This is a genomic window from Streptomyces sp. NPDC033845 (assembly GCF_055576225.1).
On record NZ_JBVIRI010000007.1, the window covers coordinates 201,294 to 225,185 of the forward strand.

General features: G+C 72.1%; 23 protein-coding genes and 1 tRNA gene. 13 read left to right on the plus strand and 11 right to left on the minus strand.

What is annotated here, in order from left to right; all coding sequences use genetic code 11:
- Positions 1–139 precede the first annotated feature (139 nt).
- From ACZ50K_RS17620 to ACZ50K_RS17650, 7 genes are all read left to right on the plus strand, one after another.
- Positions 140–484 carry a YbaB/EbfC family nucleoid-associated protein gene (locus ACZ50K_RS17620; protein ID WP_468903627.1) on the plus strand — a complete coding sequence of 115 codons (345 nt, stop codon included), beginning with the start codon at positions 140–142 and terminating at the stop codon, positions 482–484.
- Positions 485–564: 80 nt separating this feature from the next.
- Positions 565–1,164: a recombination mediator RecR gene (gene recR, locus ACZ50K_RS17625; protein ID WP_468903629.1), complete on the plus strand. Its 600-nt coding sequence runs from the start codon at positions 565–567 to the stop codon at positions 1,162–1,164.
- The gene (locus tag ACZ50K_RS17630; RefSeq protein WP_468903631.1) at positions 1,157–1,804 is read left to right on the plus strand and encodes a DUF5063 domain-containing protein; all 648 of its coding nucleotides are present in this window, start codon (positions 1,157–1,159) and stop codon (positions 1,802–1,804) included. The genes recR and ACZ50K_RS17630 overlap by 8 nt, the downstream gene beginning before the upstream one ends.
- 122 nt (positions 1,805–1,926) lie before the next feature.
- Positions 1,927–3,207, plus strand: coding sequence for an aspartate kinase (locus ACZ50K_RS17635; RefSeq protein ID WP_468903633.1), 1,281 nt, complete (start codon positions 1,927–1,929; stop codon positions 3,205–3,207).
- On the plus strand, positions 3,204–4,289 hold the full coding sequence (locus ACZ50K_RS17640; RefSeq protein ID WP_468903635.1) for an aspartate-semialdehyde dehydrogenase: 1,086 nt from the start codon (positions 3,204–3,206) through the stop codon (positions 4,287–4,289). Before ACZ50K_RS17635 ends, ACZ50K_RS17640 begins: the two co-directional genes overlap by 4 nt.
- A 195-nt stretch (positions 4,290–4,484) precedes the next feature.
- Positions 4,485–5,183 carry a SigE family RNA polymerase sigma factor gene (locus ACZ50K_RS17645; RefSeq protein WP_468903997.1) on the plus strand — a complete coding sequence of 233 codons (699 nt, stop codon included), beginning with the start codon at positions 4,485–4,487 and terminating at the stop codon, positions 5,181–5,183.
- The gene (locus tag ACZ50K_RS17650; protein WP_468903638.1) at positions 5,180–6,472 is read left to right on the plus strand and encodes a hypothetical protein; all 1,293 of its coding nucleotides are present in this window, start codon (positions 5,180–5,182) and stop codon (positions 6,470–6,472) included. The genes ACZ50K_RS17645 and ACZ50K_RS17650 overlap by 4 nt, the downstream gene beginning before the upstream one ends.
- On the opposite strand, the gene ACZ50K_RS17655 is transcribed toward ACZ50K_RS17650, so the two are convergent.
- Together ACZ50K_RS17655 and ACZ50K_RS17660 are read right to left on the minus strand one after the other, a co-directional pair.
- A complete protein-coding gene (locus ACZ50K_RS17655; RefSeq protein ID WP_468903640.1) occupies positions 6,453–7,274 on the minus strand; it encodes an SURF1 family protein in 822 nt (273 codons plus the stop codon). The genes ACZ50K_RS17650 and ACZ50K_RS17655 overlap by 20 nt on opposite strands.
- A 29-nt stretch (positions 7,275–7,303) precedes the next feature.
- Positions 7,304–9,124 (minus strand): S9 family peptidase, encoded by a 1,821-nt coding sequence (locus tag ACZ50K_RS17660; RefSeq protein ID WP_468903642.1) that lies wholly within the window; start codon positions 9,122–9,124, stop codon positions 7,304–7,306.
- 110 nt (positions 9,125–9,234) lie between these two features.
- Between ACZ50K_RS17660 and ACZ50K_RS17665 the strand changes: the two genes are divergently transcribed.
- Together ACZ50K_RS17665 and codA are read left to right on the plus strand one after the other, a co-directional pair.
- Positions 9,235–9,402 (plus strand): hypothetical protein, encoded by a 168-nt coding sequence (locus ACZ50K_RS17665; RefSeq protein ID WP_468903643.1) that lies wholly within the window; start codon positions 9,235–9,237, stop codon positions 9,400–9,402.
- A gap of 108 nt (positions 9,403–9,510) precedes the next feature.
- Complete coding sequence (gene codA / locus ACZ50K_RS17670) at positions 9,511–10,821, plus strand: cytosine deaminase (RefSeq protein ID WP_468903645.1); 1,311 nt, start codon at positions 9,511–9,513, stop codon at positions 10,819–10,821.
- Between the two features lie 15 nt (positions 10,822–10,836).
- Here the strand turns inward: codA and ACZ50K_RS17675 are convergent, their stop codons facing one another.
- From ACZ50K_RS17675 to ACZ50K_RS17700, 6 genes are all read right to left on the minus strand, one after another.
- Positions 10,837–11,583, minus strand: a complete 747-nt coding sequence (locus tag ACZ50K_RS17675) for a response regulator (RefSeq protein WP_468903647.1) — start codon at positions 11,581–11,583, stop codon at positions 10,837–10,839.
- A gap of 35 nt (positions 11,584–11,618) precedes the next feature.
- Positions 11,619–12,815, minus strand: a complete 1,197-nt coding sequence (locus ACZ50K_RS17680; protein WP_468903649.1) for a sensor histidine kinase — start codon at positions 12,813–12,815, stop codon at positions 11,619–11,621.
- Between the two features lie 4 nt (positions 12,816–12,819).
- A complete protein-coding gene (locus ACZ50K_RS17685; RefSeq protein ID WP_468903651.1) occupies positions 12,820–15,060 on the minus strand; it encodes an MMPL family transporter in 2,241 nt (746 codons plus the stop codon).
- Positions 15,061–15,161: 101 nt separating this feature from the next.
- Complete coding sequence (locus ACZ50K_RS17690; protein WP_468903654.1) at positions 15,162–15,701, minus strand: hypothetical protein; 540 nt, start codon at positions 15,699–15,701, stop codon at positions 15,162–15,164.
- A gap of 301 nt (positions 15,702–16,002) precedes the next feature.
- Positions 16,003–16,076, minus strand: a tRNA-Pro gene (locus tag ACZ50K_RS17695).
- Between the two features lie 109 nt (positions 16,077–16,185).
- On the minus strand, positions 16,186–17,127 hold the full coding sequence (locus ACZ50K_RS17700; RefSeq protein ID WP_468903656.1) for a metallophosphoesterase: 942 nt from the start codon (positions 17,125–17,127) through the stop codon (positions 16,186–16,188).
- 76 nt (positions 17,128–17,203) lie between these two features.
- Here ACZ50K_RS17700 and ACZ50K_RS17705 point away from each other — a divergent pair, with 76 nt between their 5' ends.
- Positions 17,204–17,665, plus strand: coding sequence for a GatB/YqeY domain-containing protein (locus ACZ50K_RS17705; RefSeq protein ID WP_468903658.1), 462 nt, complete (start codon positions 17,204–17,206; stop codon positions 17,663–17,665).
- An 81-nt stretch (positions 17,666–17,746) separates the two neighbouring features.
- Here the strand turns inward: ACZ50K_RS17705 and ACZ50K_RS17710 are convergent, their stop codons facing one another.
- Positions 17,747–20,071: a transglycosylase domain-containing protein gene (locus ACZ50K_RS17710; protein WP_468903660.1), complete on the minus strand. Its 2,325-nt coding sequence runs from the start codon at positions 20,069–20,071 to the stop codon at positions 17,747–17,749.
- A 385-nt stretch (positions 20,072–20,456) separates the two neighbouring features.
- On the opposite strand from ACZ50K_RS17710, the gene ACZ50K_RS17715 reads away from it, so the two are divergent.
- Positions 20,457–20,807, plus strand: a complete 351-nt coding sequence (locus ACZ50K_RS17715; protein ID WP_468903662.1) for a WhiB family transcriptional regulator — start codon at positions 20,457–20,459, stop codon at positions 20,805–20,807.
- Positions 20,808–20,828: 21 nt separating this feature from the next.
- Here ACZ50K_RS17715 and bagB read toward each other — a convergent pair whose 3' ends face one another.
- Positions 20,829–22,097: an ATPase BagB gene (gene bagB / locus ACZ50K_RS17720; RefSeq protein WP_468903999.1), complete on the minus strand. Its 1,269-nt coding sequence runs from the start codon at positions 22,095–22,097 to the stop codon at positions 20,829–20,831.
- Positions 22,097–23,077 carry an ATPase BagA gene (bagA, locus tag ACZ50K_RS17725; RefSeq protein WP_468903664.1) on the minus strand — a complete coding sequence of 327 codons (981 nt, stop codon included), beginning with the start codon at positions 23,075–23,077 and terminating at the stop codon, positions 22,097–22,099. The genes bagB and bagA overlap by 1 nt, the downstream gene beginning before the upstream one ends.
- A gap of 80 nt (positions 23,078–23,157) precedes the next feature.
- Between bagA and ACZ50K_RS17730 the strand changes: the two genes are divergently transcribed.
- Both ACZ50K_RS17730 and ACZ50K_RS17735 read left to right on the plus strand, forming a co-directional pair.
- Positions 23,158–23,319: a DUF4177 domain-containing protein gene (locus ACZ50K_RS17730; RefSeq protein WP_007264966.1), complete on the plus strand. Its 162-nt coding sequence runs from the start codon at positions 23,158–23,160 to the stop codon at positions 23,317–23,319.
- Positions 23,316–23,780, plus strand: a complete 465-nt coding sequence (locus tag ACZ50K_RS17735) for a RidA family protein (RefSeq protein ID WP_468903667.1) — start codon at positions 23,316–23,318, stop codon at positions 23,778–23,780. Before ACZ50K_RS17730 ends, ACZ50K_RS17735 begins: the two co-directional genes overlap by 4 nt.
- Positions 23,781–23,892: the final 112 nt, after the last annotated feature.

Genomic DNA, 23,892 nt, shown 5'->3' on the forward strand with positions numbered 1-23,892 from the left:
GGTCTTGATCAGGTACATGCGTGCCGCGGTTCTCACTCGAAAGAGTTGGTCCCCACGGCGTAGGGCGCGGGCGCCGGTGAACCCGTAGGCTCGGTTTGACCGACCCGTAGCGAGACCCGCAGTGAAACAGGAGTGAACCGTGATCCCCGGTGGTGGCCAGCCCAACATGCAGCAGCTCCTCCAGCAGGCCCAGAAGATGCAGCAGGACCTCGCCGCGGCCCAGGAGGCCCTGGCGGCGGCCGAGGTGGAGGGGCAGGCCGGCGGCGGTCTGGTCCGGGCGACCGTGACCGGCTCCGGTGAGCTGCGGGCGCTGGTGATCGACCCGAAGGCCGTGGACCCGGAGGACACGGAGACCTTGGCCGACCTGGTGGTGGCGGCGGTGCAGGCGGCCAACGAGAATGCCCAGCAGCTCCAGCAGCAGAAGCTGGGTCCGCTGGCCCAGGGGCTGGGCGGCGGGTCGGGCATCCCCGGCCTCCCGTTCTGACCCCGGCACCACAGGGCACCAGCCCGCGGCACCCCGTGTGACCCCGCACCACCAAGGCGAAGCAGGAAGAAGGCAGTCCGTTGTACGAAGGCGTGGTTCAGGACCTGATCGACGAACTGGGCAGGCTGCCCGGCGTCGGGCCCAAGAGCGCGCAGCGGATCGCCTTCCACATCCTGCAGGCCGAGCCCACCGACGTGCGCCGGCTGGCGCACGCCCTGCTGGAGGTCAAGGAGAAGGTCCGGTTCTGCGCGGTCTGCGGGAACGTCGCGCAGGAGGAGCGGTGCGGGGTCTGCCGTGATCCGCGCCGGGACCCCTCGGTGATCTGTGTGGTGGAGGAGCCCAAGGACGTGGTCGCGGTCGAGCGGACCCGCGAGTTCCGGGGGCAGTACCACGTCCTCGGCGGCGCGATCAGCCCGATCGAGGGGGTCGGCCCCGACGACCTGCGGATCCGTGAGCTGCTGGCGCGGCTCGCGGACGGCACGGTCACCGAGCTGATCCTCGCCACCGACCCGAACCTGGAGGGCGAGGCGACCGCCACCTACCTCGCCCGGATGATCAAGCCCATGGGCCTGAAGGTCACCCGCCTGGCCAGCGGGCTCCCCGTCGGGGGAGATCTGGAGTACGCGGACGAGGTCACGCTCGGGCGGGCCTTTGAAGGAAGGCGACTTCTCGATGTCTGACGCAACGCTGCACGCCCTGGCCCAGGATCCGGACGATTTCGCGGCCTCGATCGCGGACCAGATCGGGTCCTTCATCGTCGCGGTCACCGAGGTGGCCAAGGGCGAGGACCCGGACAGCGCGGTGCCCTTCCTGCTGCTGGAGGTCTCGCAGCTGCTGCTGGCCGGCGGCCGGCTGGGCGCGTACCAGGACGTGCTGCCCGAGGAGCGGTACGAGCCGGACCTCGGCCCGGAGCCGGACGTGGACGAGCTGCGCGAACGGTTCGCGATCATGCTGGAGCCGGTGGACGTCTACTCGGAGGTCTTCGACCCCTACGAGCCGCGCAAGGCCCCGGTGCCGCACCGGATCTCCGACGACCTGGCCGATGTGGTCGCCGACCTGCGGCACGGGCTGATCCACCACGAGGAGGGTCGGATCACCGAGGCGCTGTGGTGGTGGCAGTTCTCCTACTTCACCAACTGGGGCCCGACCGCCTCGGCCACCCTGCGGGCGCTCCAGTCGCTGATCGCGCACGTCCGGCTGGACCAGCCGCTGGCGGCCCTGGACGGTCTGGACACGGACGAGGACCTGGCCGAGGAGGAGCTCGCCGAGCAGGCCGGCCGGGTGATGGCGGAGGAACTGGGCGGTCTCGGCCGCGCATGAATCCGCCCGGCGCGGGAACCCGAAGCTTGATCTTTTCATCTCATGATGTGGTACGAAGCGGTCGGATCCCGGCCGCTCGTTAGACTGCACCAGCAATGAGACGGACCGAGCGAGGAGCGCACGTGGGCCTTGTCGTGCAGAAGTACGGAGGCTCCTCCGTAGCCGATGCCGAGGGCATCAAGCGTGTCGCCAAGCGGATCGTGGACGCCAAGAAGAACGGCCACCAGGTGGTCGTCGTGGTTTCCGCGATGGGCGACACGACGGACGAGCTGATCGATCTCGCGGAGCAGGTGTCCCCGATGCCCGCCGGGCGGGAATTCGACATGCTGCTGACCGCCGGAGAGCGGATCTCCATGGCGCTGCTGGCCATGGCGATCAAAAACCTGGGCCACGAGGCCCAGTCGTTCACGGGCAGCCAGGCGGGTGTGATCACCGACTCCGTCCACAACAAAGCGCGCATCATCGACGTGACGCCGGGCCGCATCCGCACCGCGCTGGACGAGGGCAACATCGCCATCGTCGCCGGTTTCCAGGGTGTCTCGGCGGACAGCAAGGACATCACCACCCTCGGGCGCGGTGGCTCCGACACCACCGCGGTCGCGCTGGCCGCCGCGCTGGACGCCGAGGTGTGCGAGATCTACACCGACGTGGACGGGGTGTTCACCGCCGACCCGCGCGTGGTGAAGAAGGCCCGGAAGATCGACTGGATCTCCTCCGAGGACATGCTGGAGCTCGCCGCCTCCGGTTCCAAGGTGCTGCTGCACCGCTGCGTGGAGTACGCGCGCCGTTACAACATCCCGATCCACGTCCGGTCGTCCTTCTCGGGACTGCCGGGCACCTGGGTCAGCAATGAGAAGCCCGAGTCGCAAGGGGACGAGCAGGTGGAGCACGCCATCATCTCCGGAGTCGCCCACGACGTCTCCGAAGCCAAGATCACCGTCGTCGGGGTCCCGGACAAGCCGGGCGAGGCCGCGGCGATCTTCCGGGCGATCGCGGACGCCGAGATCAACATCGACATGATCGTGCAGAACGTGTCGGCGGCCTCCACGGGCCTCACCGACATCTCCTTCACCCTCCCCAAGGCCGAGGGCCACAAGGCCATCGAGGCGCTGGAGAAGGCGAAGACCGCGATCGGCTTCGAGTCGCTGCGCTACGACGACCAGATCGGCAAGATCTCCCTGGTCGGCGCGGGCATGAAGACCAACCCCGGGGTCACCGCCTCCTTCTTCCAGGCACTGTCCGACGCGGGCGTCAACATCGAGCTGATCTCCACCTCGGAGATCCGCATCTCGGTGGTCACCCGCCAGGACGACGTCAACGAGGCCGTCCGCGCCGTGCACACGGCCTTCGGCCTGGACTCCGACAGCGACGAGGCCGTGGTCTACGGAGGCACCGGACGATGACCGCCGGCCGGTCGCCCGCCCCGGCGCTCGCCGTGGTCGGGGCGACCGGGGCGGTCGGCTCCACCCTGCTCCGGATCCTGCCCACCCGGGCCGAGGTCTGGGGCGACATCCGCCTGATCGCCTCCTCCCGCTCGGCCGGCCGCCGGCTGGCCGTGCGCGGGGAGGAGACCGAGGTGCTCGCCCTGACCGAGGACGCCTTCGACGGCCTCGGTCCGGGCGACGTGGTGCTCTTCCTCACCCCCGGCGAGGTCTCGGCGCGCTGGGCCCCGGTGGTCACCGCGCGCGGAGCGGTGGTGGTCGACACCTCCGACGCCTTCCGCCAGGACCCCGAAGTGCCCCTGGTGGTGCCCGAGGTCAACGGGCACGCGGCCCGGATCCGGCCGCGCGGGATCGTGGCCGGGCCGGACTGCGTCACGGCCGCGATGATCGCCGCCGTGGGCGCGCTGCACGCCGAGTACTCCCTGACCGAGCTGGTGCTCTCCTCGTACGAGGCGGCGGGCGGCTCCGGCCGGGCCGGCGCCGAGACCCTGCGCCGCCAGCTGTCGCTGGTCGCGGGCACCTCGCTGGGCGAGGCCCCCGGGGACGTCCGGCGGGCCGTGGGCGAGGACACCGGCCCCTTCGCGGCCCCGCTGGCCCTCAACGTGGTGCCCTGGTCCGGCGAGCTGCGCGAGGACGGCTGGTCCTCGCAGGAGCTGGCGGTCCGGGCCGAGACCCGGCGGATCCTGGACCTGCCGGCCCTCAAGGTGTCCGTGACCTGTGTGCGGGTGCCGGTGGTCACCGGCCACTCGCTGACCGTCCGGGCCCGTTTCGAGCGCCCGGTGGCCGGGCCGGCCGCCCGGGAGATCCTGGAGACCGCGCCCGGCGTGGTGCTGGTCGACGATCCCGCGGCGGGCGAGTTCCCGACCCCGGCGGACGCCGCGGGCACCGATCCGGCCTGGGTGGGCCGGGTCCGGGTCTCCCTGGACGATCCCCGCGCCCTGGAGTTCTTCGTGTGCGCCGACAACCTCCGCAAGGGGGCCGCCCTGAACGCGGCCCAGATCGCGGAGCTGATCCTGGGTGAATTTCCGGAAACCGCTTTGTAGGATCATCCTCGAACCCTTGATCAAGGTGATGGCCCGACTGCCGCCTGGACGCATGGGGCAAACGGGGAAAAGCAGGTATCACATGCGGGCGTCAGCTGGAATCTTGATCGGCATGCCTCGCGCGTACAACCCTGACGGGGGGACGCGTGTCCAACAGGCGTGGCAGAGGCACTTCTCGACTTCGCCGTTGTACCGGTGCGCACCGGATTCGCTCCACCGCGCCGGCGCTCACGCACACCCGGGGGTTTCCCCGTGATCGTGCCCGAGACGACGGCCGGCACCCCGACGACCCAGGGCGGCCGGGTTCCGGCACCGCGCGACAGCGCCGACCGGCCCCTGACCCGGCCCTCGGGCGCCGGACCCGCGGCGGCGGCGCCCGCCGCCGACGGGGCGGTGGTCGCGGGCACCACCGTCGACCACCTCACCGAGACCTACCGCACCCACTACCGCTCCCTGCTCGGCCTGGCGGCCCTGCTGCTGGACGACACGGCCTCCTGCGAGGACGTGGTCCAGGAGGCCTTCATCCGGGTCCACTCGGCCCGCAGCCGGGTGCGCGACCGGGAGAAGACCCTGGCGTACCTCCGCCAGACCGTGGTCAACCTGTCCCGCTCCGCGCTGCGCCGCCGCATCCTCGGCCTCAAGCTGCTCTCCAAGCCGATGCCGAACATGGCGAGCGCGGAGGAGGGTGCGTACGACCAGCTGGAGCGGGAAGACCTGATCAGGGCCATGAAGGGGATCCAGCGGCGGCAGCGCGAGGTGCTCGTCCTGCGGTACTTCGCGGACATGACGGAGGCTCAGGTCGCCGAGACGCTCGGCATATCCCTGGGCTCGGTGAAGGCGTACGGATCGCGGGGCATTGCCGCGCTGCGGGTGGCGATGGAGGCCCAGTCATGACGGAACGGCAGAACCGGCCCGGAACCCCCGAAGAACCGGATGCGAAGAACGTGGCGGACAGGGCGGACATGGCGGACGCGACCGATGTGACCGACCTGTTCCGGAAGGCGGCCGCCGACGCCGCCGGCGCCCAGGCCGAGGAACAGGCCCTGCGCTCCCTGCTCCACGGGGCCGTCGGAGACCTCCAGCCCGCCGACGGGGCGCTGGAGCGCCTGCGGTACGCGGTCCCCAGGCGCCGGGCCCGCAAACGGCGGGCCCTGGTCGGAGCGGCCGCCGTGGCCGTCCTGGCCGGCGCCGGGATCCCGGCCCTGATGTTCGCCTCCACCGGCCAGGACGGCGACACCGTCGCGGTCGCCGGGCACGGTCTGCACGGCACCCAGGAGACCGGGGGCATCAGCTTCGACCCGAACCGGGCCCGCCCGGGCGGCGCCAAGGACAGGGACCAGGACAAGGGCAAGGACCGGGGCAAGGACAAGGGCGAGAGCGAGCACGACGGACCGGACCGGAAGGGCGGCGACCGGGACCCGGAGGGCCGCGGCGGTTCGGACGGCGGCTCGGACGGCTCCGGCGGCTCCGGCGCCGGCCGCGGCACCGACGGCGGCGGCTCGGGCGGCTCCCGGGGCACCGGCGGCACCGGGGGCGCGGACGGCACCGGCGGCTCCGGCGGCAAGTCGGGCGGTACCGGCGGCAAGCCCGTCGGCCCGCTGCCCCCCGAGGCCACCCCCGGAACCCCCGCCTGCCACGCCGACCAGCTCGGCGCCGTCGCCGACACCCGCGCGGAGCCGGACGGCAAGGTGTACGGCACCTTCCGCGTCACCAACGTCTCCCAGCAGGGCTGTGTGGTCACCGCGGCCGCCAGCGGTCTGACGGCCCTCCCGGCATCCGGCGACGGCCAGGCCGTGCCCGTGGTGGAGCACACCGGGAGCGACCCGGCCATCGGTCTGCCGCCGGCCTCCGCCTCGGCCCCCTCGCTGATGCTCCAGCCCAACACCGCGTACGAGGTCCAGTTCGCCTGGGTGCCGCTCGCCGAGACCTGCCCGGCCGGCACCCCGACGGCCAGCCCGCAGGGCGACGCCGGCCCGGCCGGCCAGGACACCGCCTCCGGCACCGTCGAGGGCGCCACCGGCCCCACCCCCGACCCGCAGGAGGGCGAACCGGCGGCCGGCTCCGGCGGCCTGGAGGTCACCCATGTGGTGGACCCCGGGGACGCGGTGGTCCAGACGACCATCCCGTCCGCCTGCGGCGGCGGGACGGTCTACCGGACGGGCGTCATTCCGGTCGCCCCGTGACCGAAGCCTCCACCGGAGCCGGGGCCGCGACCCCGGCCCCGGCGGGGGAGTCCTCCGCCGGAGCCAGCCCGGCCTCCGCGTCGCGGATCGCCTCGACCTCGCGCCGGTACAGCCGGAACCACATGAACAGCACGAACGCGGCGAAGACGAACCACTCGCCGGTGTAGCCCAGGTTCTGGAAGGCCTTCAGGTCCAGGCCGGTGTTGGCGGGCGCGACCGCCGGGACCGGGGTCATCCCGTCCGCGGGCGTCTGCACGGTGATCCAGGCGTCGTACAGGTCGTACGGCACCAGGTTCACCAGCGAGGCCGCCCCGATCACCCCGAGCTGCCCGGCCGGCAGCCCGCCGGTGGAGTGCACCCCCTTGGTACCGGAGTTCTCCGCGGCCTGAAGGGCCCCGGACACGTCCACCCGGCCGGCCGGCGGGGCCGGCGCGGCCTTGGCGGGGCCCGGGAGCCAGCCGCGGACCACCGGCAGGGCCTTGCCGCCGTCGGTCTTCAGCAGGGTCAGCACGTAGTGGCCGGACCGCCCCTCCAGCCGGCGCTCCGGCACCAGGAACTGCTCCGCGTAGGTGCCGGAGACGGTGGCGGTCCGGCCGGAGGTCTCCTTGTCGACCGGCAGCAGCGAGTCCAGCGGCGCCGCCGCCGCCTCGCCGGGCCGGGCCGAGGTCGCCTCCCGGTGCGTGTCGACGCGGTCCTCGAACCGGCCGAGCTGCCACGACCCCATGAACAGACAGACGGGGACGGCCAGCACGACGAAGACGTTGATCCCCCACCACCGCGGGGTCAGCAGAAACCGGTGCACCCCACCACCGTACGGGCCTGCCGGCCCGGTCAGGACGGCAGGTGCCCGATCGCGAAGTCCAGCTCCATCCGGACCTGCTTGATGCGCTCCTCCACCACCAGCGAACCGTGGCCCGCGTCATAGCGGTACACCTGGTGGACGGCGCCGCGGGCGGCCAGCCGGTCCACGTAGTTGTCGATCTGCCGGATCGGGCAGCGCGGGTCGTTCACCCCGGCGGCGATGTACACCGGGGCCCGCACCGCGTCCACGTAGCTGAGCGGCGAGGAGGCCGCGAACCGTTCGGGCACCTCCTCCGGGGTGCCGCCGAACAGGGTCCGGTCCAGGGCCTTCAGGGCCTCCATCTCGTCGTGGTAGGCCGTGACGTAGTCGGCGACCGGCACCGCGGCCAGCCCGACCGCCCAGGAGTCCGGCTGGGTGCCCAGCCCCAGCAGGGTCAGATAGCCGCCCCAGGAACCCCCGGAGAGGACCAGCCGGTCGGGGTCGGCGAGCCCGGACTCCACCGCCCAGGCCCGGACCGCCGCGATGTCCTCCAGCTCGATCAGCCCCACCCGGTGCTTGAGGGCGTCGGTCCACTCCCGGCCGTAGCCGGTGGACCCCCGGTAGTTGACCCGCACCACGGCGAACCCGTGGTCCAGCCAGGCCGCCGGACCCGCCGTGAAGGCGTCGCTGTCGTGCCAGGTGGGACCGCCGTGGATCTCGAAGACGGTGGGGAACGGCCCGTCCCCGCGGCCCGCCGGCCGCTGCGCCAGGGCGTGGATCCGCCCGCCGGGCCCCTCCACCCACACGTCCTCCACCGGCACCGAGCCGGGCGCGGTCATCCCGGGCGCGTCCAGGACGGTCCCGCCGGCCGTGGAGCGCACGGAGGAGGGCTCGGCGGCCGAGGACCACAGGTACTCCACGGTCCCGTCCGGGCGGGCGGTGGCCCCCGAGACGGTGCCGGGCGGGGTGTCCACCCGGTGCAGCCCGGCGTCGGCCAAGTCGTAGCGCCACAGCTCGCTGCGCGCCTCGTACTCGTGCGAGACCAGCAGGGCGCCGCCGTCCGGATACCACTCGGCACCCACGTCCCCCGGCAGGTCCAGGACCAGATCGGTCTCGGTGCCGGTGGCCACGTCCCAGATCATCGGCTCCCACCGGCCGCGCCGCTGGTGGCCGACGAGCAGCCGGGTGTCACCGTCCACCGGGGCGAAACCGAGGACCTCCAGACCCAGCTCGGCGGTGCCGCCCTGGGTGTCGTCGAGCTCGGCGACCGTGCTCCCGTCCGGGGCCAGCACCCGGAGCGAGGCGTGCATGGCGTCCCCGTGCTCGGTGTGCTCGACGGCGATCAGGGTGCCGTCGCGGCTGAGGTCGCCGACGCCCGCGGACTCCCGGTGCCGGTAGATCTCCACCGGCTCCGAGCCGTCCGGCCGGCTGAGGTGGATGGTGGTGCCGTCCTCGTCGGTGGACCGGCCGACCACGGCGGTGCCGTCCCGGCCGATGGCCAGTCCGGCCGGGTAGGAGGGGGCCAGCCCCGGGGTCGCCGGCCGGTCCTCGCCGCCCCCGAAGGGCTGCCGGACCCAGGTGCCGAACTCGTCCCCGTCGGTGTCGGAGAACCACCAGATCCACTCGCCGTCCGGGGACAGGGTGCCGTCCGTGGTGCCGTTCGGGCGGTCGGTGGCCTGCCGGCGGGTGCCGGTCTTCCGGTCCCAGGCGTACAGCTCGTAGGTGCCGGTGGCGTTGGAGACGAACAGCGAGCGGTCCGGGGCGTCCTCCGCCCATTCGGGCAGCCCCACGCGCGGGGCCCGGAACCGCTTCTCCCAGTCGGGCATCGCGGGGTCGGCGGTCGCGGGTTCGGTCATCTCGTCGGAGGTCATGGCCCCATTCTGTCCGGACTGCCGCTGTCCGGACCCCGGGATGCCGACGGGGCCGAACGGGGGCAGAGTGGAGGACGTACGCCCGTCCAGTGCTCCGAGGAGGACCGGTCATGGCCAAGAAGGCTCGCAGCGGGAAGTCCGTGCACCAGGACTCCGAGCGCGCGATGGCGAAGAACACGGCGGCCGAGGCGCGCGCCAAGGCCGCGGTCCGGGACATCCAGTCGGTCGCCGCGAAGACCCGCGGCATGCAGCAGAAGGCCCAGGCCAAGCGCGGCTGAACTGGACGGCTGACGGCACGGCTGACCGGCGCGGTGGACGGCACGGCCGACCGGCGCGGCTGACGGCACGGCCGGGCCCCGCCGGACCCGCGGCCGTATCGTGGGCCCATGCTGATGATCGTCCGGGGTGCGCGGCTGTACACGGGGGACGGCCGGGTCGCGCCCGGCCCGGTGGACGTGGAGGTCGGCGAGGACGGCCGGATCTCGCGCATCGTCCCGTACGACGACCAGCGCGAACCGCCCGCCACAGGGAGGCTGGTCGAGGCGCACGGACAACTGCTCTCCGCCCCCTTCGTGGAACCCCACATCCACCTGGACACCGCCCTCACGGCCGGCGAGCCCCGCCCCAACGCCTCCGGCACCCTGTGGGAGGGCATCGCCCGCTGGAGCGAACGCAAACGCACCCTGACCCGCGAGGACGTGGTCGGGCGGGCCACCGAGGTGCTGCGCTGGCAGGCCGCCCACGGAGTGCTGCACGTCCGCACCCACTGCGACGTCACCGACGAACGGCTGACCGCACTGGACGCCCTCGCCGAGGTCCGCGACCGGGTCCGGGACGTCATGACCCTGCAGATCGTCGCCTTCCCGCAGGAGGGCATCGTCTCCTACCCCGGAGGCCAACGGCTGCTGCGCGAGGCGGTGGCCCGGGGCGCCGACGTGGTCGGGGCCATCCCGCACTTCGAGGACACCCGGGAGGACGGGATCGCCTCGCTGCACCTGGCCTTCGAACTGGCCGAGCGGCACGGCCTCCGGGTGGACGCGCACTGCGACGAGATCGACGACGAACAGTCCCGCTTCGTGGAGGTGCTGGCCGCGCTGGCCCTGCGCTCGGGCCTGCGCGACCGGGCCACCGCCTCGCACACCACCGCCATGGGCTCGTACAACGGGGCCTACGCCTACAAGCTCCAGCGGCTGCTGGCCCGCTCGGGCATCAACCTGGTGGCCAACCCGTTCGCCAACCTCAACCTCCAGGGCCGGTTCGACGGCTACCCCAAGCGGCGCGGCCTCACCCAGGTCAAGGAGATGCTCGCGGCGGGCGTGAACGTGGCGTTCGGCCACGACGACGTGATGGACCCCTGGAACGCCCTCGGCACCGGCAACCCCCTCCAGACCGCCCTGGTCGGCCTGTACGCCGCCCAGCTGACCGGCGCCGACGAGATCCCGACCGCCTTCGCGATGGTCACCGACCGGGCGGCCGCCGTCCTGGGCATCACCGAGGACTACGGCCTCCGCCCCGGCGGCCCGGCCGACTTCGTCCTGCTGCCCGCCACCTCCCCGACCGACGCCCTCCGCCGCCAGGTCCACCCCCGCCACGTGGTCTCACGCGGCCGCGTCATCGCCGAGACCCCACCCGCCCCCACCCACCTGACCTGGCCGCACGAACCCCCGACGGACGTGGACTTCACCCGCATCCCCTGAGGTCTTCCGGCGCGCCTAGCGGCCCGGGAGGGGGCGGTCCAGCAGGCCCTGCTCCAGGGCGACCACCACCGCGCGGGTGCGGTCGCTGACGTCCAGCTTCGCGAAGACCCGCAGCAGATGGGTCTTCACGGTGGCCTCCCCGATGACCAGCCGGCGGCCGATGTCCGCGTTGGACAGCCCGTCCGCGACCGCGTCCAGCACCTCCTTCTCACGGGCCGTCAGCACCACCGGCGCCGGCCGCCGCATCCGGGCCACCAGCCGCTCGGCCACCCGCGGGGCCAGCACGGTCTCCCCCCGGGCGGCCGAGCGGATCGCGTCGACGAGCTGCTCCCGGGTGGTGTCCTTCAGCAGATAGCCGACCGCCCCGGCCTCCACCGCCCGCTCGATCTCGGCGTCGGTGTCGTACGTGGTCAGGATCAGCACCCGGGAGCGCCCGACGGGACCGGCCGGGCCGGCGGGGTCGGGTGTCGCCGTCCGGCCGGCTGTACCGCCCGTACCGCCCGTACCCGCCGCACCGGCCGTGATCTCGGCGGTGGCCGCGACCCCGTCCAGGACCGGCATCCGCAGGTCCATCAGGACCACGTCGGGGCGCAGCCCGGCCACCATCGCGACCGCCTCGCGCCCGTCACCGGCCTCGCCGACCACCGTGATGGAGGGCTCGGCGGCGAGCAGCGCGACCACCCCGGCCCGCATCACGGTGTGGTCGTCCACGACCACCACCCGCAGCGGGCGGTCGGCGGCACCGGGGTTGCCGAGGCTCATGTCATATCCCTTTCGGCTGCGTGGGGTTGGGGTCCTCATGCGCTGGTCCGGAGGGTGGCCAGGATCCGGGTGCCGTCCCCGAGGGAGCTGGTGACGGTGAGCTCGCCGCCCAGTTCGGCCAGCCGCCGGCGCATCCCGTCCAGGCCGAAGCCGGTCGCCTCGCCGACCGCGAACCCGCGCCCGTCGTCGGTGATCTCCAGCTCCAGGGCGTGCGCGGACTGGGTCAGGACCACCCCGACCGTCCCGGCGTCGGCGTGCTTGCGGATGTTCGCCAGGGATTCCTGGGTGCAGCGCAGCAGGGCGATCCGGGTCTGCTGGTCGCAGTCCACGTCCGGCGGCAGCTCGGCGTCCACGGTGAGTCCGGTGTCCTGCGCGAAACGCTCCAGGGTGCGGCGCAGGGTGTCGACCACCGGCCCGGGGGTCAGCCCGCTCCGCGGGGCGGCACCGACCAGCACCCGGGCCTCGGCGAAGTTCTCCCGGGCCGTCCGCTCGATGGACCGCAGCTGCTGGGCGGCCCGCTCCGGGCCGCCCGCCGGATCGCCCGCCGGATCGCTCGCCAGGGCCGAACGCGCCGCCTCCGCCAGCACGATGATCGAGGCGAACCCCTGCGCCAGGGTGTCGTGGATCTCCCGTGCCATCCGCTCCCGCTCCTCCACCGCGCCCTGTTGCCGGTGCGCCTCGGCCAACCTGGCCCGTGCGCCTTCCAGTTCGGCGCCGAGTCGGCCCGCGCGCTCCTCGCCGTCCTCCCGCACCCGGTGCACCAGCAGTCCCAGCAGCACCCCGGCGAGGAAACCCGCCACCGTGAACACCGTGTTCCCGGTGGGGGAGTCCACCGGATGCAGCAGGGTCCCGGCCACGGTGGCCGCGGCGGCCGCCCCGCTGAGCCCGATCGCGGCCCGCGGGGACCGGGCGTGGATCCAGAACTGCGGGAGCGAGACGATGAACAGGGCCGCCCCGCCGCCGGGCAGCCCCGCCATCACCCCCACCCCGACGGCCAGCAGCACCAGCCAGGCCAGGGGCGGCAGCACCGGCTCGGCGAGCCGGAGCCGGACCGCCGCGTAGCCGGCGGCCAGTACGGCCAGCACGGCCGTCGAGGCGTACAGTCCGCCCCCGTGATCGTTGCGGAGGCTGAAGGCCGAGGGCGCGAGACCGAGCAGCACCCAGAGCGCCGAGTAGCAGAGGTGGACCGTACGGACGGTCAATCGCGCGTTCCTGTACGGCCCTTGATCCATACGATCACCCTACGTTCGAGGCCGCTCGCGCGTCCGCGGCGACGGACCCCCGGAGGTCGGACCCCCGGAGGTCGGACCCCCGGAGGTCGGCCCGCCGCACCCCCCGGGAGGGCCACCAGTTGGCCTCGCCCAGCAGCAGCATCAGCGCCGGCAGGATCAGGATCCGGATCACGAAGGCGTCCAGCAGCACCGCCACCGCCAGACTGAAACCGATCTGCTTCATCTCGATCAGATGCAGCGCGGCGAAGCTGGCGAACACCGTCACCATCACCACCGCGGCACTGGTGACCACCCCGGCCGAGCCCCGGATCCCGTCGAGGACCGCCTGCCGGGTCGGCACCCCGCTCAGCGCCGCCTCCCGGATCCGGCTGATCACGAACACCTGGTAGTCCATCGACAGCCCGAAGAGGATCACGAACAGGAACAGCGGGACCCGCGACCCGATGGACCCGGTGGACTCGAAGCCCAGCAGCCCCTCCGCCCACTCGTACTGGAACACCATCACCAGCACCCCGAGCGAGGCCGCCGCCGAGAGCAGGTTCAGGGCGATGCCGACCAGACCGAGGACCACCGACCGGAAGGCCCACACGGTCATCACGAAGGTGACCAGCAGCAGCGCCCCGATCACCAGCGGCAGCTTCCGCTTCTGGTGCGCCGGATAGTCGGTGTAACGGGCGACCTCCCCGGTCACGGCGGTCTCCGCGCCGGCCAGCGCGCCGACGGTGGCCGGCACCAGCTCCTCCCGGAGGTTCCGCAGCGAGTCCTCGGCGAGATCACTGGAGACCGAATGCGCCACTGGCAGCTCCAGCAGGCTCACCCGCAGGTCGGCGGAGGTGCGCACGACACCGGGACCCCCGACGGCCGGATCCTCCGCGGCCCGCCCGGCGAGCTCGCGGAGCGCCCCGGCGACCTGCCCGGAGTGCGCGGCATCGGACCGTACGACGACCTGGTGCGAGGCCCTGAGCTCCGGATAGGCGGCCATCAGCCCGTCGTAGACCCGCATGGCGGGGATGGCCCGGGAGTGGGTCTCCCGGCTCATCTCGGTCAGGTTCAGCTGGAACAGCGGCAGGGCCAGGGCCAGCATCGCCAGGGTGGCCACGGCCAGGGTCGCGGCCGGCCGCCGCCGCGTCGGCCGCAGCACCGCCTTGGTGAACCGCCCGGCCCGGCCCCCGGCCCGTACCCCGGCACCGGCGGTCCGGCCCCCGGCCCGCTTCCGTGCCGTACGCCGCTCGGCGCGCTCCCCGAGCTTGGCCAGCAGGGCCGGGAGCACCGTGAGCGAGCTGAGCACCGCCACCAGGGTGACCACCACCGCGCCGGTGGCGATGGAGGAGAAGATCACGTCGTCGGCCAGGTACAGGGTGGCGCTGGAGACGGCGACGGCCACCCCGGAGAGCACCACGGCCCGCCCGGAGGTGGCGGCGGCGATCTCGACGACGGCCCTCGACCCGAGCCGGCCGCCCGTCCGCGCCCGCTCCTCACGGTCCCGCTTCAGATAGAAGAGCGTGTAGTCGACCCCGACGGCCAGCCCGATCAGCAGGATGATGTTCGTCCCGACCCCCGCGTCGGGGAAGACGTGCGAGGCGAGCATGGACAGTCCGACGGCGGCCACGATCGAGGACAGCGCCAGCACCAGCGGCACCACCGCCATCGCGATGGACCCGAACACCAGCAGCAGGGTGACCAGGGTGACCGGCAGGGCGATCATCTCGGTCCGGGCGAGATCGTCCCCGCGCAGCTTGTCGACCCCCTTGCCGATCGAGGCACCGCCCACCTGCTCCACCCGCACCCCCGGATGCGCCGCCCGCACCGCGACGGTCTGGGCGAGCAGCGGATCCACATGCTTCTTGCCCTCCAGCTCGGGCCCCCGCATGGTCACGTCCACCCGGACCGCCGACCCGTCCGCGGCCCGCACGGGCCCGCCCACCGACAACACCTCGGGCAGCGCCCGCATCCGCCGGACGGCATCCTCCGCGGCCGCCCCCGCGGCGACCCCGTCCAGCGCCCGGCCCCCGTCCGCCGCCCGGATCAACACCCGCTCCACCGGCCGCTGCTGAAGCCCCCCGTCGGCCGCCATGGCCTCGGCCCGCCCGGCCTCCCCGATCCGGAAGTCCTCGGTGGTCGCCGGATTCCCCCCGACCGCGACGGCACCCCCCAGACAGAGCGCCACGAACACCAGCCACCCGACCATGGCCCGCCAGGGCCGCTCCGCACTCCAACGCGCCGTCCGCACCACGAGTCTCGTCATGCCGACCATGCTGTTCCCGAGCCCACCCCCACCAACACCCTCACCCGACGTAACCCGGGGTCCACCACCCGGTGGACCCCGAACCACACCGCTCACGCCACCTACGGCGCCTGAGTGACGACCACGGGCGTGGGCCCATCAGCCCCGGAAACCGCACCGCCGCCCGTGAGATCGACGCCAGGATAAACAGTCGCAGGCCCTGCCGGAACAGAGGTCCGCCAGTCCATCGTGAATTGCTGGGCTGACCCCGTACAGGGCCGATAGAAATCGTAGTTCCCCGTGGTAGTCGAGTACGCGGGTGCGTCTACCTGAATATCGATGACGTACTGCGGGTTTCCGTTCCGGTCAGTGGTGTTGCACGTGACCTGAACGGTGATCTGCTCGGTGGTCGCACCGGACACCGAGATGGAGTCCAGCACCCGGCTCCCGAGGACCGGCGCCAAGGTGTGGCCGGCCCCGGCCACGTGCCCGCTGCCCACCAGGCTGTCCCGGCCGGCCGCACTGTTGCCGTCCCCGACGGCCGTCACGTTCCCGTCACCGTTGTTGAACACCACGGTATTCGGCCCGGTCCTGTAATCGTCCGCCGCGGCGGCCGGAGAAAAGCACACCGCACCGGCAAGAAAAACGAAAGAAGCCGCCACGGCACGAACTCCACGCATATTCCACTCCTACGATGTGCGGAAATCCCGCGTGGATCCTAGCCAGCCCCCAGGAACTTGCTGGCGATCCGGATCCCCCGACATCAAGGACAACCGGGATGGAGCCAATCAACAGCTCTTCACAAGAGGAGACCTCCCCACCCACCCCGTCGCCGCCGGTCGGCTCCTCCGGCCCCGCGGGTACACACCCCCCGATCAGCCGCCCCCCGGCGAGCTGAAGGCGCAGCCCAAAACAGGTCAGCCACCTACTCGATGAGTAGGTGGCTGACCTGGTCTTACTCTGTCGGGGTGGCGGGATTTGAACCCACGACCTCTTCGTCCCGAACGAAGCGCGCTGCCAAGCTGCGCTACACCCCGATTGTTGCCCTGGCGGCTGTGCTGCCCTGGCGACATCGATTACTTTAGCGGACCGGCGGCCGGAGACGAAATCCGGTTTTCGCGGGGCTCGCCGGGGGGTGGGGCCGGGTCAGTGGGGGCGGGGGGTCAGGGTCAGCAGGGTGGCTTCGGGGGGGCAGGCGAAGCGGACCGGGGTGTAGCGGTTGGTGCCGCAGCCGGCCGAGACGTGCAGGTAGGAGCGGTGGCCGCCGGTCTCGTGGGTGGAGAGGCCCTTGACCCGGTCGGTGTCCAGGTCGCAGTTGGTGACCAGGGCGCCGTAGAAGGGGACGCACAGCTGGCCGCCGTGGGTGTGCCCGGCGAGGATCAGCGGGTAGCCGTCCGCGGTGAAGGACTCCAGGGTCCGCAGGTACGGGGCGTGGACCACGGCCATCGTGAAGTCGGCGGCCTGGTCGGGGCCGCCGGCGACCTGTTCGTAGCGGTCGCGCTTGATGTGCGGGTCGTCCAGGCCGGTGAAGGCGAGGTCGAGGTCGTGGAGCTTGAGGCGGGCCCGGGTGTTGGTGAGGTTCAGCCAGCCGGCGGAGTCGAAGGCGTCCCGGATCTCCTCCCACCGGTTGTGGACGGCGCCGACCACCGGCTTGTTGCCGTTCAGCCCGTGCCGGCCCTGTGCCTTCTCCAGGAGGTAGCGGCCGGGGTTGCGGAGCCGGGGGCCGTAGTAGTCGTTCGACCCGAAGACGTACACCCCGGGGAACTCCATCAGCGGGCCGAGGGAGTCCAGCAGCTCGGGGATGCCCTCGGTGTCCGACAGGTTGTCGCCGGTGTTGACCACGAAGTCGGGGCGCAGGCCGGCCAGGGACTGGAGCCAGGCCCGCTTCTTGTGCTGGCCGCTCACCATGTGGATGTCCGAGACCTGCAGGACCCGCAGCGGGCGCATCCCGGGCGGGAGGACCGGTACGGTCACCCGGCGCAGTCGGAACGACCGGGCCTCGAAACCGGCGGCATAGGCCACTCCGGCAGCCCCGGCCGCGGCGATGCCGGCGGCGATTTTCAGGGGTACTCCGTAACGCGCGCGCATGGACACATCGTCGCAGACGGCGGGGAACCGGAAAACGAGTGGGCGCCATCGGGGGGCCACCTGGCAGACTCGAAGCATGACCACGCTCAAGGCCAAGCTGCAGGACGACCTCACCACCGCCATCAAGACGCGTGACGAGCTGCGCTCGTCCACCCTCCGGCTGACCCTCTCCGCGATCACCAAGGAGGAGGTCGCGGGCAAGACCGCCCGTGAGCTCTCCGACGCGGAGGTGCTCCAGGTGATCGCCAAGGAGGCGAAGAAGCGCCGGGAGGCCGCGGAGGCCTTCGCGCAGGGCGGTCGGGCCGAGCAGTCGGAGCGGGAGATCGCCGAGGGCAGGGTGCTGGACGAGTACCTGCCGAAGCAGCTGACCGACGAGGAGCTGCGGGAGATCGTGGGCCAGGCCGTCGAGGAGGCCCGGGCGGCGGGTGCCGAGGGGCCGCGGGCCATGGGCGCCGTGATGAAGATCGTGAACCCGAAGGTGGCCGGGCTGGCCGAGGGCGGGCGGGTCGCCGCCGTCGTCAAGCAGCTCCTGGCCTGACCCCGGACGGACAGCGGAGGAGGGGCCCCGGCCGACCGGCCGGGGCCCCTCCTCTCTTCTGCTGTGTTCGGTCCGGGTGGGTCAGCGGCCGCCGCCGATGACCCCCGGGTCCAGGGTGATGCCGGGGAACGGGTCGATCTGGCCGCCGCCGTTGCCGCCCCCGCCGTTGCCCCCGTTGTTCCCGCCGCCGTTGCCGCCGCCACCCGGTCGGCCGCCGCCGCCGTTGCCGCCGTTCCCGCCGCCGTCGGTGGTGCCGCCGGGCCGGTTGTCACCCGGCTTGTTGTTGTCGTTCGGCTTGCCCGGACGGTTCGGCTTGCCGCGGCCGCCGGGAGCCGGCGGGGTGGACTCCGGTACGTGCACGGTGACGAAGTTCTTCACCTCGCGGCCGGACAGCGCGCCGCCCACGGCCTGCTTCCAGATCGGGCCGGGCAGACCGCCGCCGAAGACCTTGTCGTAGTACTCGCCGCCGATGGTGATGTTCTCCATCGAGACCTGCCGGGAGCCGCCGGACCCGACCCAGGTGGCCCCGGACATGTTCGGGGTGTAGCCGACGAACCAGGCGTTGTAGCGCTCGTCGGTGGTACCGGTCTTGCCCGCGCTCTGCCGGTCGGTCAGGCCCGACTGCCGACCGGTGCCGGAGTCGACCACGCCGAGCAGCAGGGTGTTGATGGTGTCGGCGGTGTTCTCCGACATCACCCGCTGGCACTTGCTCTTCGGCACCGCCAGCGCCTTGTTGTGCGAGTCGGTGATCGACTCGATGGCGATCGGGGTGCAGTAGGTGCCGCGGTTGGCGAAGGCCGCGTAGGCGTTGGCCATGGTCAGCGGGGACATGCCCTCGGTGCCCAGGGAGATGGCCGGGACCTGCTTCAGCTTGGTGCCGTCGGCCGGGATCACGCCGAGCTTGGTGGTCATCTCGGCGAGCGGGCAGAGGCCCATGTCGCTGATCATCTCGACGAAGTAGGTGTTGACCGACATCGCCATGGCCTCCCGCATGGCGTACGGGCCGACCTCGGACTCCTTCTCGTTCTCCACCGTGTCGCCGGAGTTGTTGACCCACATCTTGTCGCTGCAGGTCTGGACCGGGCTCGGGTACTCCATCTCGTACGGCGAGGCGTACGTCTTGGTCGGCGGGAGCCCGCGCTCGATGGCGGCCGCGGCCACGAACGGCTTGAAGGTGGAGCCGGTGGGGAAGCCGAAGTTGGAGCCGCCCATCCGCTTGTCCACGGAGAAGTTGATCTGGGTCTCGTTCTTGCCGAAGCCGTAGGGCTTCGACTGGCCCATGGCCATCACCTTGCCGGTGCCCGGCTGGACCAGGGTGACGGCGGTGGCCACCTTGTCGTCCTGGTCGACATGGTCCTTGATCGACTCGTTCACCGAGTCCTGGGACTGCGGGTCCAGGGTGGTGCGGACGGTCAGACCGCCCTGGTTCCAGATCTTGGCGCGCTCCTCGCGGGTGTTGCCGAAGACCGGGTCGGAGAGGAAGGTCGCGCGGACGTAGTCGCAGAAGAAGCCGGCGCCCTTGACCGCGGTGATGCAGCCGTTGCGCGGCTTGGTGACCTTCAGCTTGACCGGCTTGGCCTTCGCCGCGTCGGCCTGCGCCTGGGAGATGTCCTTGACGTCGGCCATCCGCTGGAGGACCACGTTCCGGCGGTTCATGGCCTCGGTGGAGTCGTTCACCGGGTCGTACCGGCTGGGCGACTGCACCAGGCCGGCCAGCAGGGCCGCCTGCTCCAGGGACAGGTCCTTGGCGGGCTTGCTGAAGTAGCGGCGGGCCGCGGACTCGATGCCGTACGCCTGCTGGCCGAAGTAGGTGATGTTGAGGTAGTTCTCAAGGATCTTGTTCTTGCCGAGCTCCTCCTCGACCTGGATCGAGTACTTCAGCTCGCGGATCTTGCGGCCCAGGCTCTTCTGCTGGGCCTCGCGGACCTTGCCGGGGTCGTCGCCGGCCTCTTCCACGAAGACGTTCTTCACGTACTGCTGGGTGAGGGTGGACGCGCCCTGGGCCGCGCCGCCCTCCTGCGCGTTGCGGTTGACCGCGCGCAGGATGCCCTTGAGGTCGATCGCGCCGTGCTCGTAGAACCGGGAGTCCTCGATGGCGACGATGGCCTTCTGCATGTACGGGGAGATGGCGGTGATCGGGACCACCTGCCGGTCGCGCGAGTAGACGGAGGCGATCACGCCACCCTCGGAGTCCAGGATCGTGGTGCGCTGACTCAGCGGCGGGGTCTTGAGATTGGCCGGGATCTCGTCGAACCCCTCGACCGTGCCCTTCGCCGCCAGACCGAGGGCGCCGGCACCCGGGATCGCGATGCCGGCCAGTACAACTCCGGACAGAACGGACACACCGAGGAACTTGGCGGCCTGCTGACTCCCCGAGAGCCCTCCGCCCGAGCGCTTCTTTGCCATGGGGGCAGCCTACGTTCTCATTCGCCGGACACACACGAATGCCTTGGCCTAAGCTGCTCTCAACTGTCACAGCAGTGTGGTGCCGTATCAACCCCTCGGCTTGATTTTCACCCTTCCCGAATGGGGTGGACTGATGTCCGAATCTCGCGCCTCCCTCTGTTGGCCCCCCGGGGATTCCACCCGAATTGCCGGATAGGTCGGGCATGTCGCTCGATCACTCCGTCGGGTGATCTGCCGCTTACCCATAGTCCGTTCGGACCATTCAAGATTGGGCCCGTCGGGGGTGTTGCACTCTGTCGACCTTCCGTAACGTCCTCAACTGGCAGCGGTGAATATGCCGCTACCGCCGTGGGGGAGCCTCGATTCGGGAGAGGACGGCGCCGGCATGGGCTGGGTTACCGACTGGAGTGCGCAGGCAGCCTGCCGCACTACCGATCCGGATGAACTGTTCGTTCAAGGAGCAGCACAGAACAGGGCCAAGGCGGTGTGCACCGGATGTCCGGTGCGGACCGAATGCCTGGCCGACGCACTCGACAACCGCGTCGAGTTCGGCGTGTGGGGCGGAATGACCGAGCGGGAACGGCGTGCGCTGCTGCGCAGGCGTCCCACCGTCACCTCCTGGCGACGGCTGCTCGAAACCGCGCGCACGGAATACGAGCGCAGCACCGGCATCCTCACCGTGGATGTCGACGCTGACGTGGACATCGCGTACGAAACCTACGCCGCGGCCGGATAGCCGCGGACGTACGCCTACCGATTACCGACCCTCGGCCGGCCGTGATCCGGCAGCCGCGAGTCGTTCACCGATGGCCCGCAGCCCGGCGAGGTCGTGCACATCGCCGGGCAGGGCGGCCACCTCGGCCACCGCCACTTCGGGATGCAGCGAGGTGAAGCGGTCCCGCGTGCGCCGCTCGCGCGCGATCACCTGCATCCGCTCGGCGTGCAGACGCAGAAGTCCCGCGGTCAGCTCGTCCACCGTGGGCCCGTCCGCGTCAGGGGGAGTGTCCGCGTCCGAGCCACGATCTCCAGCTTTCCCGGACTCCTGATCGACAATGCCGCCTTCTTCAAGATTCTCCGCGGCGGTCAGGGCCCGCTCCGCGGACAGCCCCGCGGCACCGCTGCCGTGCACCCGGTTCAGCACCAGGCCCGCCAGCGGCATCCGCTCCGCGGCCAGCCGTTCCACGAAGTACGCCGCCTCGCGCACCGCGTCCGGCTCCGGCGCCGCCACCACCAGGAAGGCCGTGCCGGGAGCCTGCAACAGCCGGTACGTGGCGTCCGCGCGGGTCCGGAACCCGCCGAACATGGTGTCCATCGCCGCCACGAAGGTCTGCACGTCCTTCAGCAGCGAAGCGCCCATCAGCTTGCTGAGCGTCCCCGTCATCAGCGACATGCCGACGTTCAGGAACTTCATCCCGGCCCGGCCGCCCACCTTCGCCGGGGCCATCAGCACCCGGATGAACTTCCCGTCCAGGAAGGACCCCAGCCGCTTCGGCGCGTCCAGGAAGTCCAGCGCGGACCGGCTCGGCGGGGTGTCCACGACGATCAGGTCCCAGTCGTCCCGGGCCCGCAGCTGCCCCAGCTTCTCCATCGCCATGTACTCCTGCGTGCCGGCGAAACCGGCCGACAGGGACTGGTAGAAGGGGTTGTCCAGGATCGCCCGGGCCCGCTCCGCGTCCGCGTGCGCCTCGACGATCTCGTCGAAGGTCCGCTTCATGTCCAGCATCATGGCGTGCAGCTCGCCCCCGGCGTCCCCGCCGCCCACCCCGGCCACCCGCCGGGGGGTGTTGTCCAGCGAGTCGATCCCCATCGACTGGGCCAGCCGCCGCGCCGGATCGATGGTCAGCACCACCACCCGCCGCCCGCGCTCCGCCGCCCGCACCCCCAGCGCCGCGGCCGTGGTGGTCTTCCCCACCCCGCCCGCCCCGCAGCACACCACGATCCGGGTCTTCGGATCGTCCAGCAGCGCGTCCACCGCCAGCACCGGCGGGGTGTCCATGTCCGCCGCCGCCGTCACGACCTCGGCCATCATTCCTCCCCCACCTGCTTGCGCAGCTCGGTCGCCAGCTCGTACAGCCCGGCCAGGTCCATGCCCCGCCCCAGCAGGGGCAGTTCGTACGCCGCCACGTCCAGCCCGGCCAGCACGCCGCGCTGCGCGCGCTCCAGCTCCACCCGCTCGGCGTGCTCCGCCGCCTGCTCCAGCAGCGGACCCACCAGACGCTCGGCCGGCCCACCGTGCCGGGAGCCGGTCAGCCCCGCCCGGGCCAGCGCCGCCGCCACCGCGGCCCGCCGCTCCCCGGACGCGGCCCGCAGCGCACCGCCGTCCAGATGGTGCGGCCGGACCATGTTGACCACCACCCGGCCCAGCGGGAGCCCGGCCTCCCGCAGCTCCGCCATCCCGTCCACGGTCTCCTGCACCGGCATCTCCTCCAGCAGCGTCACCAGGTGCACCGCGGTCTCCGGGGACTTCAGCACCCCCATCACCGCCTGCGCCTGGTTGTGGATCGGCCCGAACCGGGCCAGCCCCGCCACCTCGTCGTTGACGTTCAGGAACCGGGTGATCCGGCCGGTCGGCGGCGCGTCCATCACCACGTGGTCGTAGACGAACCGGCCCGCCTTGTCCTTCCGGCGCACCGCCTCGCAGGCCTTGCCGGTCAGCAGGACGTCCCGCAGCCCCGGCGCGATCGTGGTGGCGAAGTCGATCGCCCCGAGCTTCTTCAGGGCCCGCCCGGCGGAGCCCAGCTTGTAGAACATCTGGAGGTAGTCCAGCAGCGCCCGCTCGGCGTCGATGGCCAGCGCGTGGACCTCCCCGCCGCCCGGAACCACGGCGATCTTCCGCTCCTCGTACGGGAGCGCCTCCGCCCCGAAGAGCTGCGCGATGCCCTGCCTGCCCTCCACCTCCACCAGAAGTGTCCGCCTGCCCTCGCGCGCGAGGGCCAGCGCGAGTGCCGCGGCGACCGTGGTCTTCCCGGTTCCGCCCTTGCCGCTGACCACCTGGAGCCTGCTCACAGCCCACGAGCCTAATTCCTTCCCCCCGCCGATGTTCGGGCGGGCGGGCGGCACCGGCCACAGGCACTACGCTCGGCCCCATGACCAAGAAGTTCGAATACGCGACCGTTCCCCTGCTGGTCCACGCCACCAAGCAGATCCTGGACACCTGGGGCGAGGACGGCTGGGAGCTCGTCCAGGTCGTGCCCGGCCCGAACAACCCCGAGCAGCTCGTGGCCTACCTCAAGCGGGAGAAGGCATGAGCGCGGTCGAGGCGAAGCTCGCCGAGCTCGGGCTGACCCTGCCCGAGGTCGTCCCGCCGCTGGCCGCCTACCAGCCGGCCGTGCGCTCCGGGAACTACGTCTACACCGCGGGCCAGCTCCCGATGGTGAAGGGCTCCCTGCCGGTCACCGGCAAGGTCGGCGCCGAGGTCTCCGCGGAGCAGGCCAAGGAACTGGCCGCGGTCTGCGCGCTGAACGGCCTGGCCGCCGTCAAGTCCGTGGTCGGTGACCTCGACAGGATCGTGCGGATCGTCAAGGTCGTCGGCTTCGTCGCCTCGGCCCCCGACTTCACCGGTCAGCCGGGCGTCCTGAACGGGGCGAGCGAGCTGCTCGGCGAGGTCCTCGGCGAGAAGGGCGTGCACGCCCGCAGCGCGGTCGGCGTGGCCGTCCTCCCGCTGGACGCCCCGGTCGAGGTGGAGTTCCAGGTCGAGGTCTCCGGCTGACGGCCGTCCCCCCTCGTTCTCCCTCGTCCCACCTCGTACCCCCGGTTTTTCCGAGGCGCCCGAACCTCCCCCGTGCGGCAGGCCCGCACCGGAGGTGCCGGGCGCCTCGGCG

Excerpts from the sequence above, each read along its gene's own strand:
- ACZ50K_RS17630 (WP_468903631.1), top strand. The coding sequence starts at position 1,157 with ATGTCTGACGCAACGCTGCACGCCCTGGCCCAGGATCCGGACGATTTC.
- ACZ50K_RS17640 (WP_468903635.1), top strand. The coding sequence starts at position 3,204 with ATGACCGCCGGCCGGTCGCCCGCCCCGGCGCTCGCCGTGGTCGGGGCG.
- ACZ50K_RS17650 (WP_468903638.1), top strand. The coding sequence starts at position 5,180 with ATGACGGAACGGCAGAACCGGCCCGGAACCCCCGAAGAACCGGATGCG.
- ACZ50K_RS17660 (WP_468903642.1), bottom strand. The coding sequence starts at position 9,124 with ATGACCTCCGACGAGATGACCGAACCCGCGACCGCCGACCCCGCGATG.
- ACZ50K_RS17665 (WP_468903643.1), top strand. The coding sequence starts at position 9,235 with ATGGCCAAGAAGGCTCGCAGCGGGAAGTCCGTGCACCAGGACTCCGAG.
- codA (WP_468903645.1), top strand. The coding sequence starts at position 9,511 with ATGCTGATGATCGTCCGGGGTGCGCGGCTGTACACGGGGGACGGCCGG.
- ACZ50K_RS17675 (WP_468903647.1), bottom strand. The coding sequence starts at position 11,583 with ATGAGCCTCGGCAACCCCGGTGCCGCCGACCGCCCGCTGCGGGTGGTG.
- ACZ50K_RS17680 (WP_468903649.1), bottom strand. The coding sequence starts at position 12,815 with ATGGATCAAGGGCCGTACAGGAACGCGCGATTGACCGTCCGTACGGTC.
- ACZ50K_RS17685 (WP_468903651.1), bottom strand. The coding sequence starts at position 15,060 with ATGACGAGACTCGTGGTGCGGACGGCGCGTTGGAGTGCGGAGCGGCCC.
- ACZ50K_RS17700 (WP_468903656.1), bottom strand. The coding sequence starts at position 17,127 with ATGCGCGCGCGTTACGGAGTACCCCTGAAAATCGCCGCCGGCATCGCC.
- ACZ50K_RS17705 (WP_468903658.1), top strand. The coding sequence starts at position 17,204 with ATGACCACGCTCAAGGCCAAGCTGCAGGACGACCTCACCACCGCCATC.
- ACZ50K_RS17710 (WP_468903660.1), bottom strand. The coding sequence starts at position 20,071 with ATGGCAAAGAAGCGCTCGGGCGGAGGGCTCTCGGGGAGTCAGCAGGCC.
- ACZ50K_RS17715 (WP_468903662.1), top strand. The coding sequence starts at position 20,457 with ATGGGCTGGGTTACCGACTGGAGTGCGCAGGCAGCCTGCCGCACTACC.
- bagB (WP_468903999.1), bottom strand. The coding sequence starts at position 22,097 with ATGGCCGAGGTCGTGACGGCGGCGGCGGACATGGACACCCCGCCGGTG.
- ACZ50K_RS17730 (WP_007264966.1), top strand. The coding sequence starts at position 23,158 with ATGACCAAGAAGTTCGAATACGCGACCGTTCCCCTGCTGGTCCACGCC.
- ACZ50K_RS17735 (WP_468903667.1), top strand. The coding sequence starts at position 23,316 with ATGAGCGCGGTCGAGGCGAAGCTCGCCGAGCTCGGGCTGACCCTGCCC.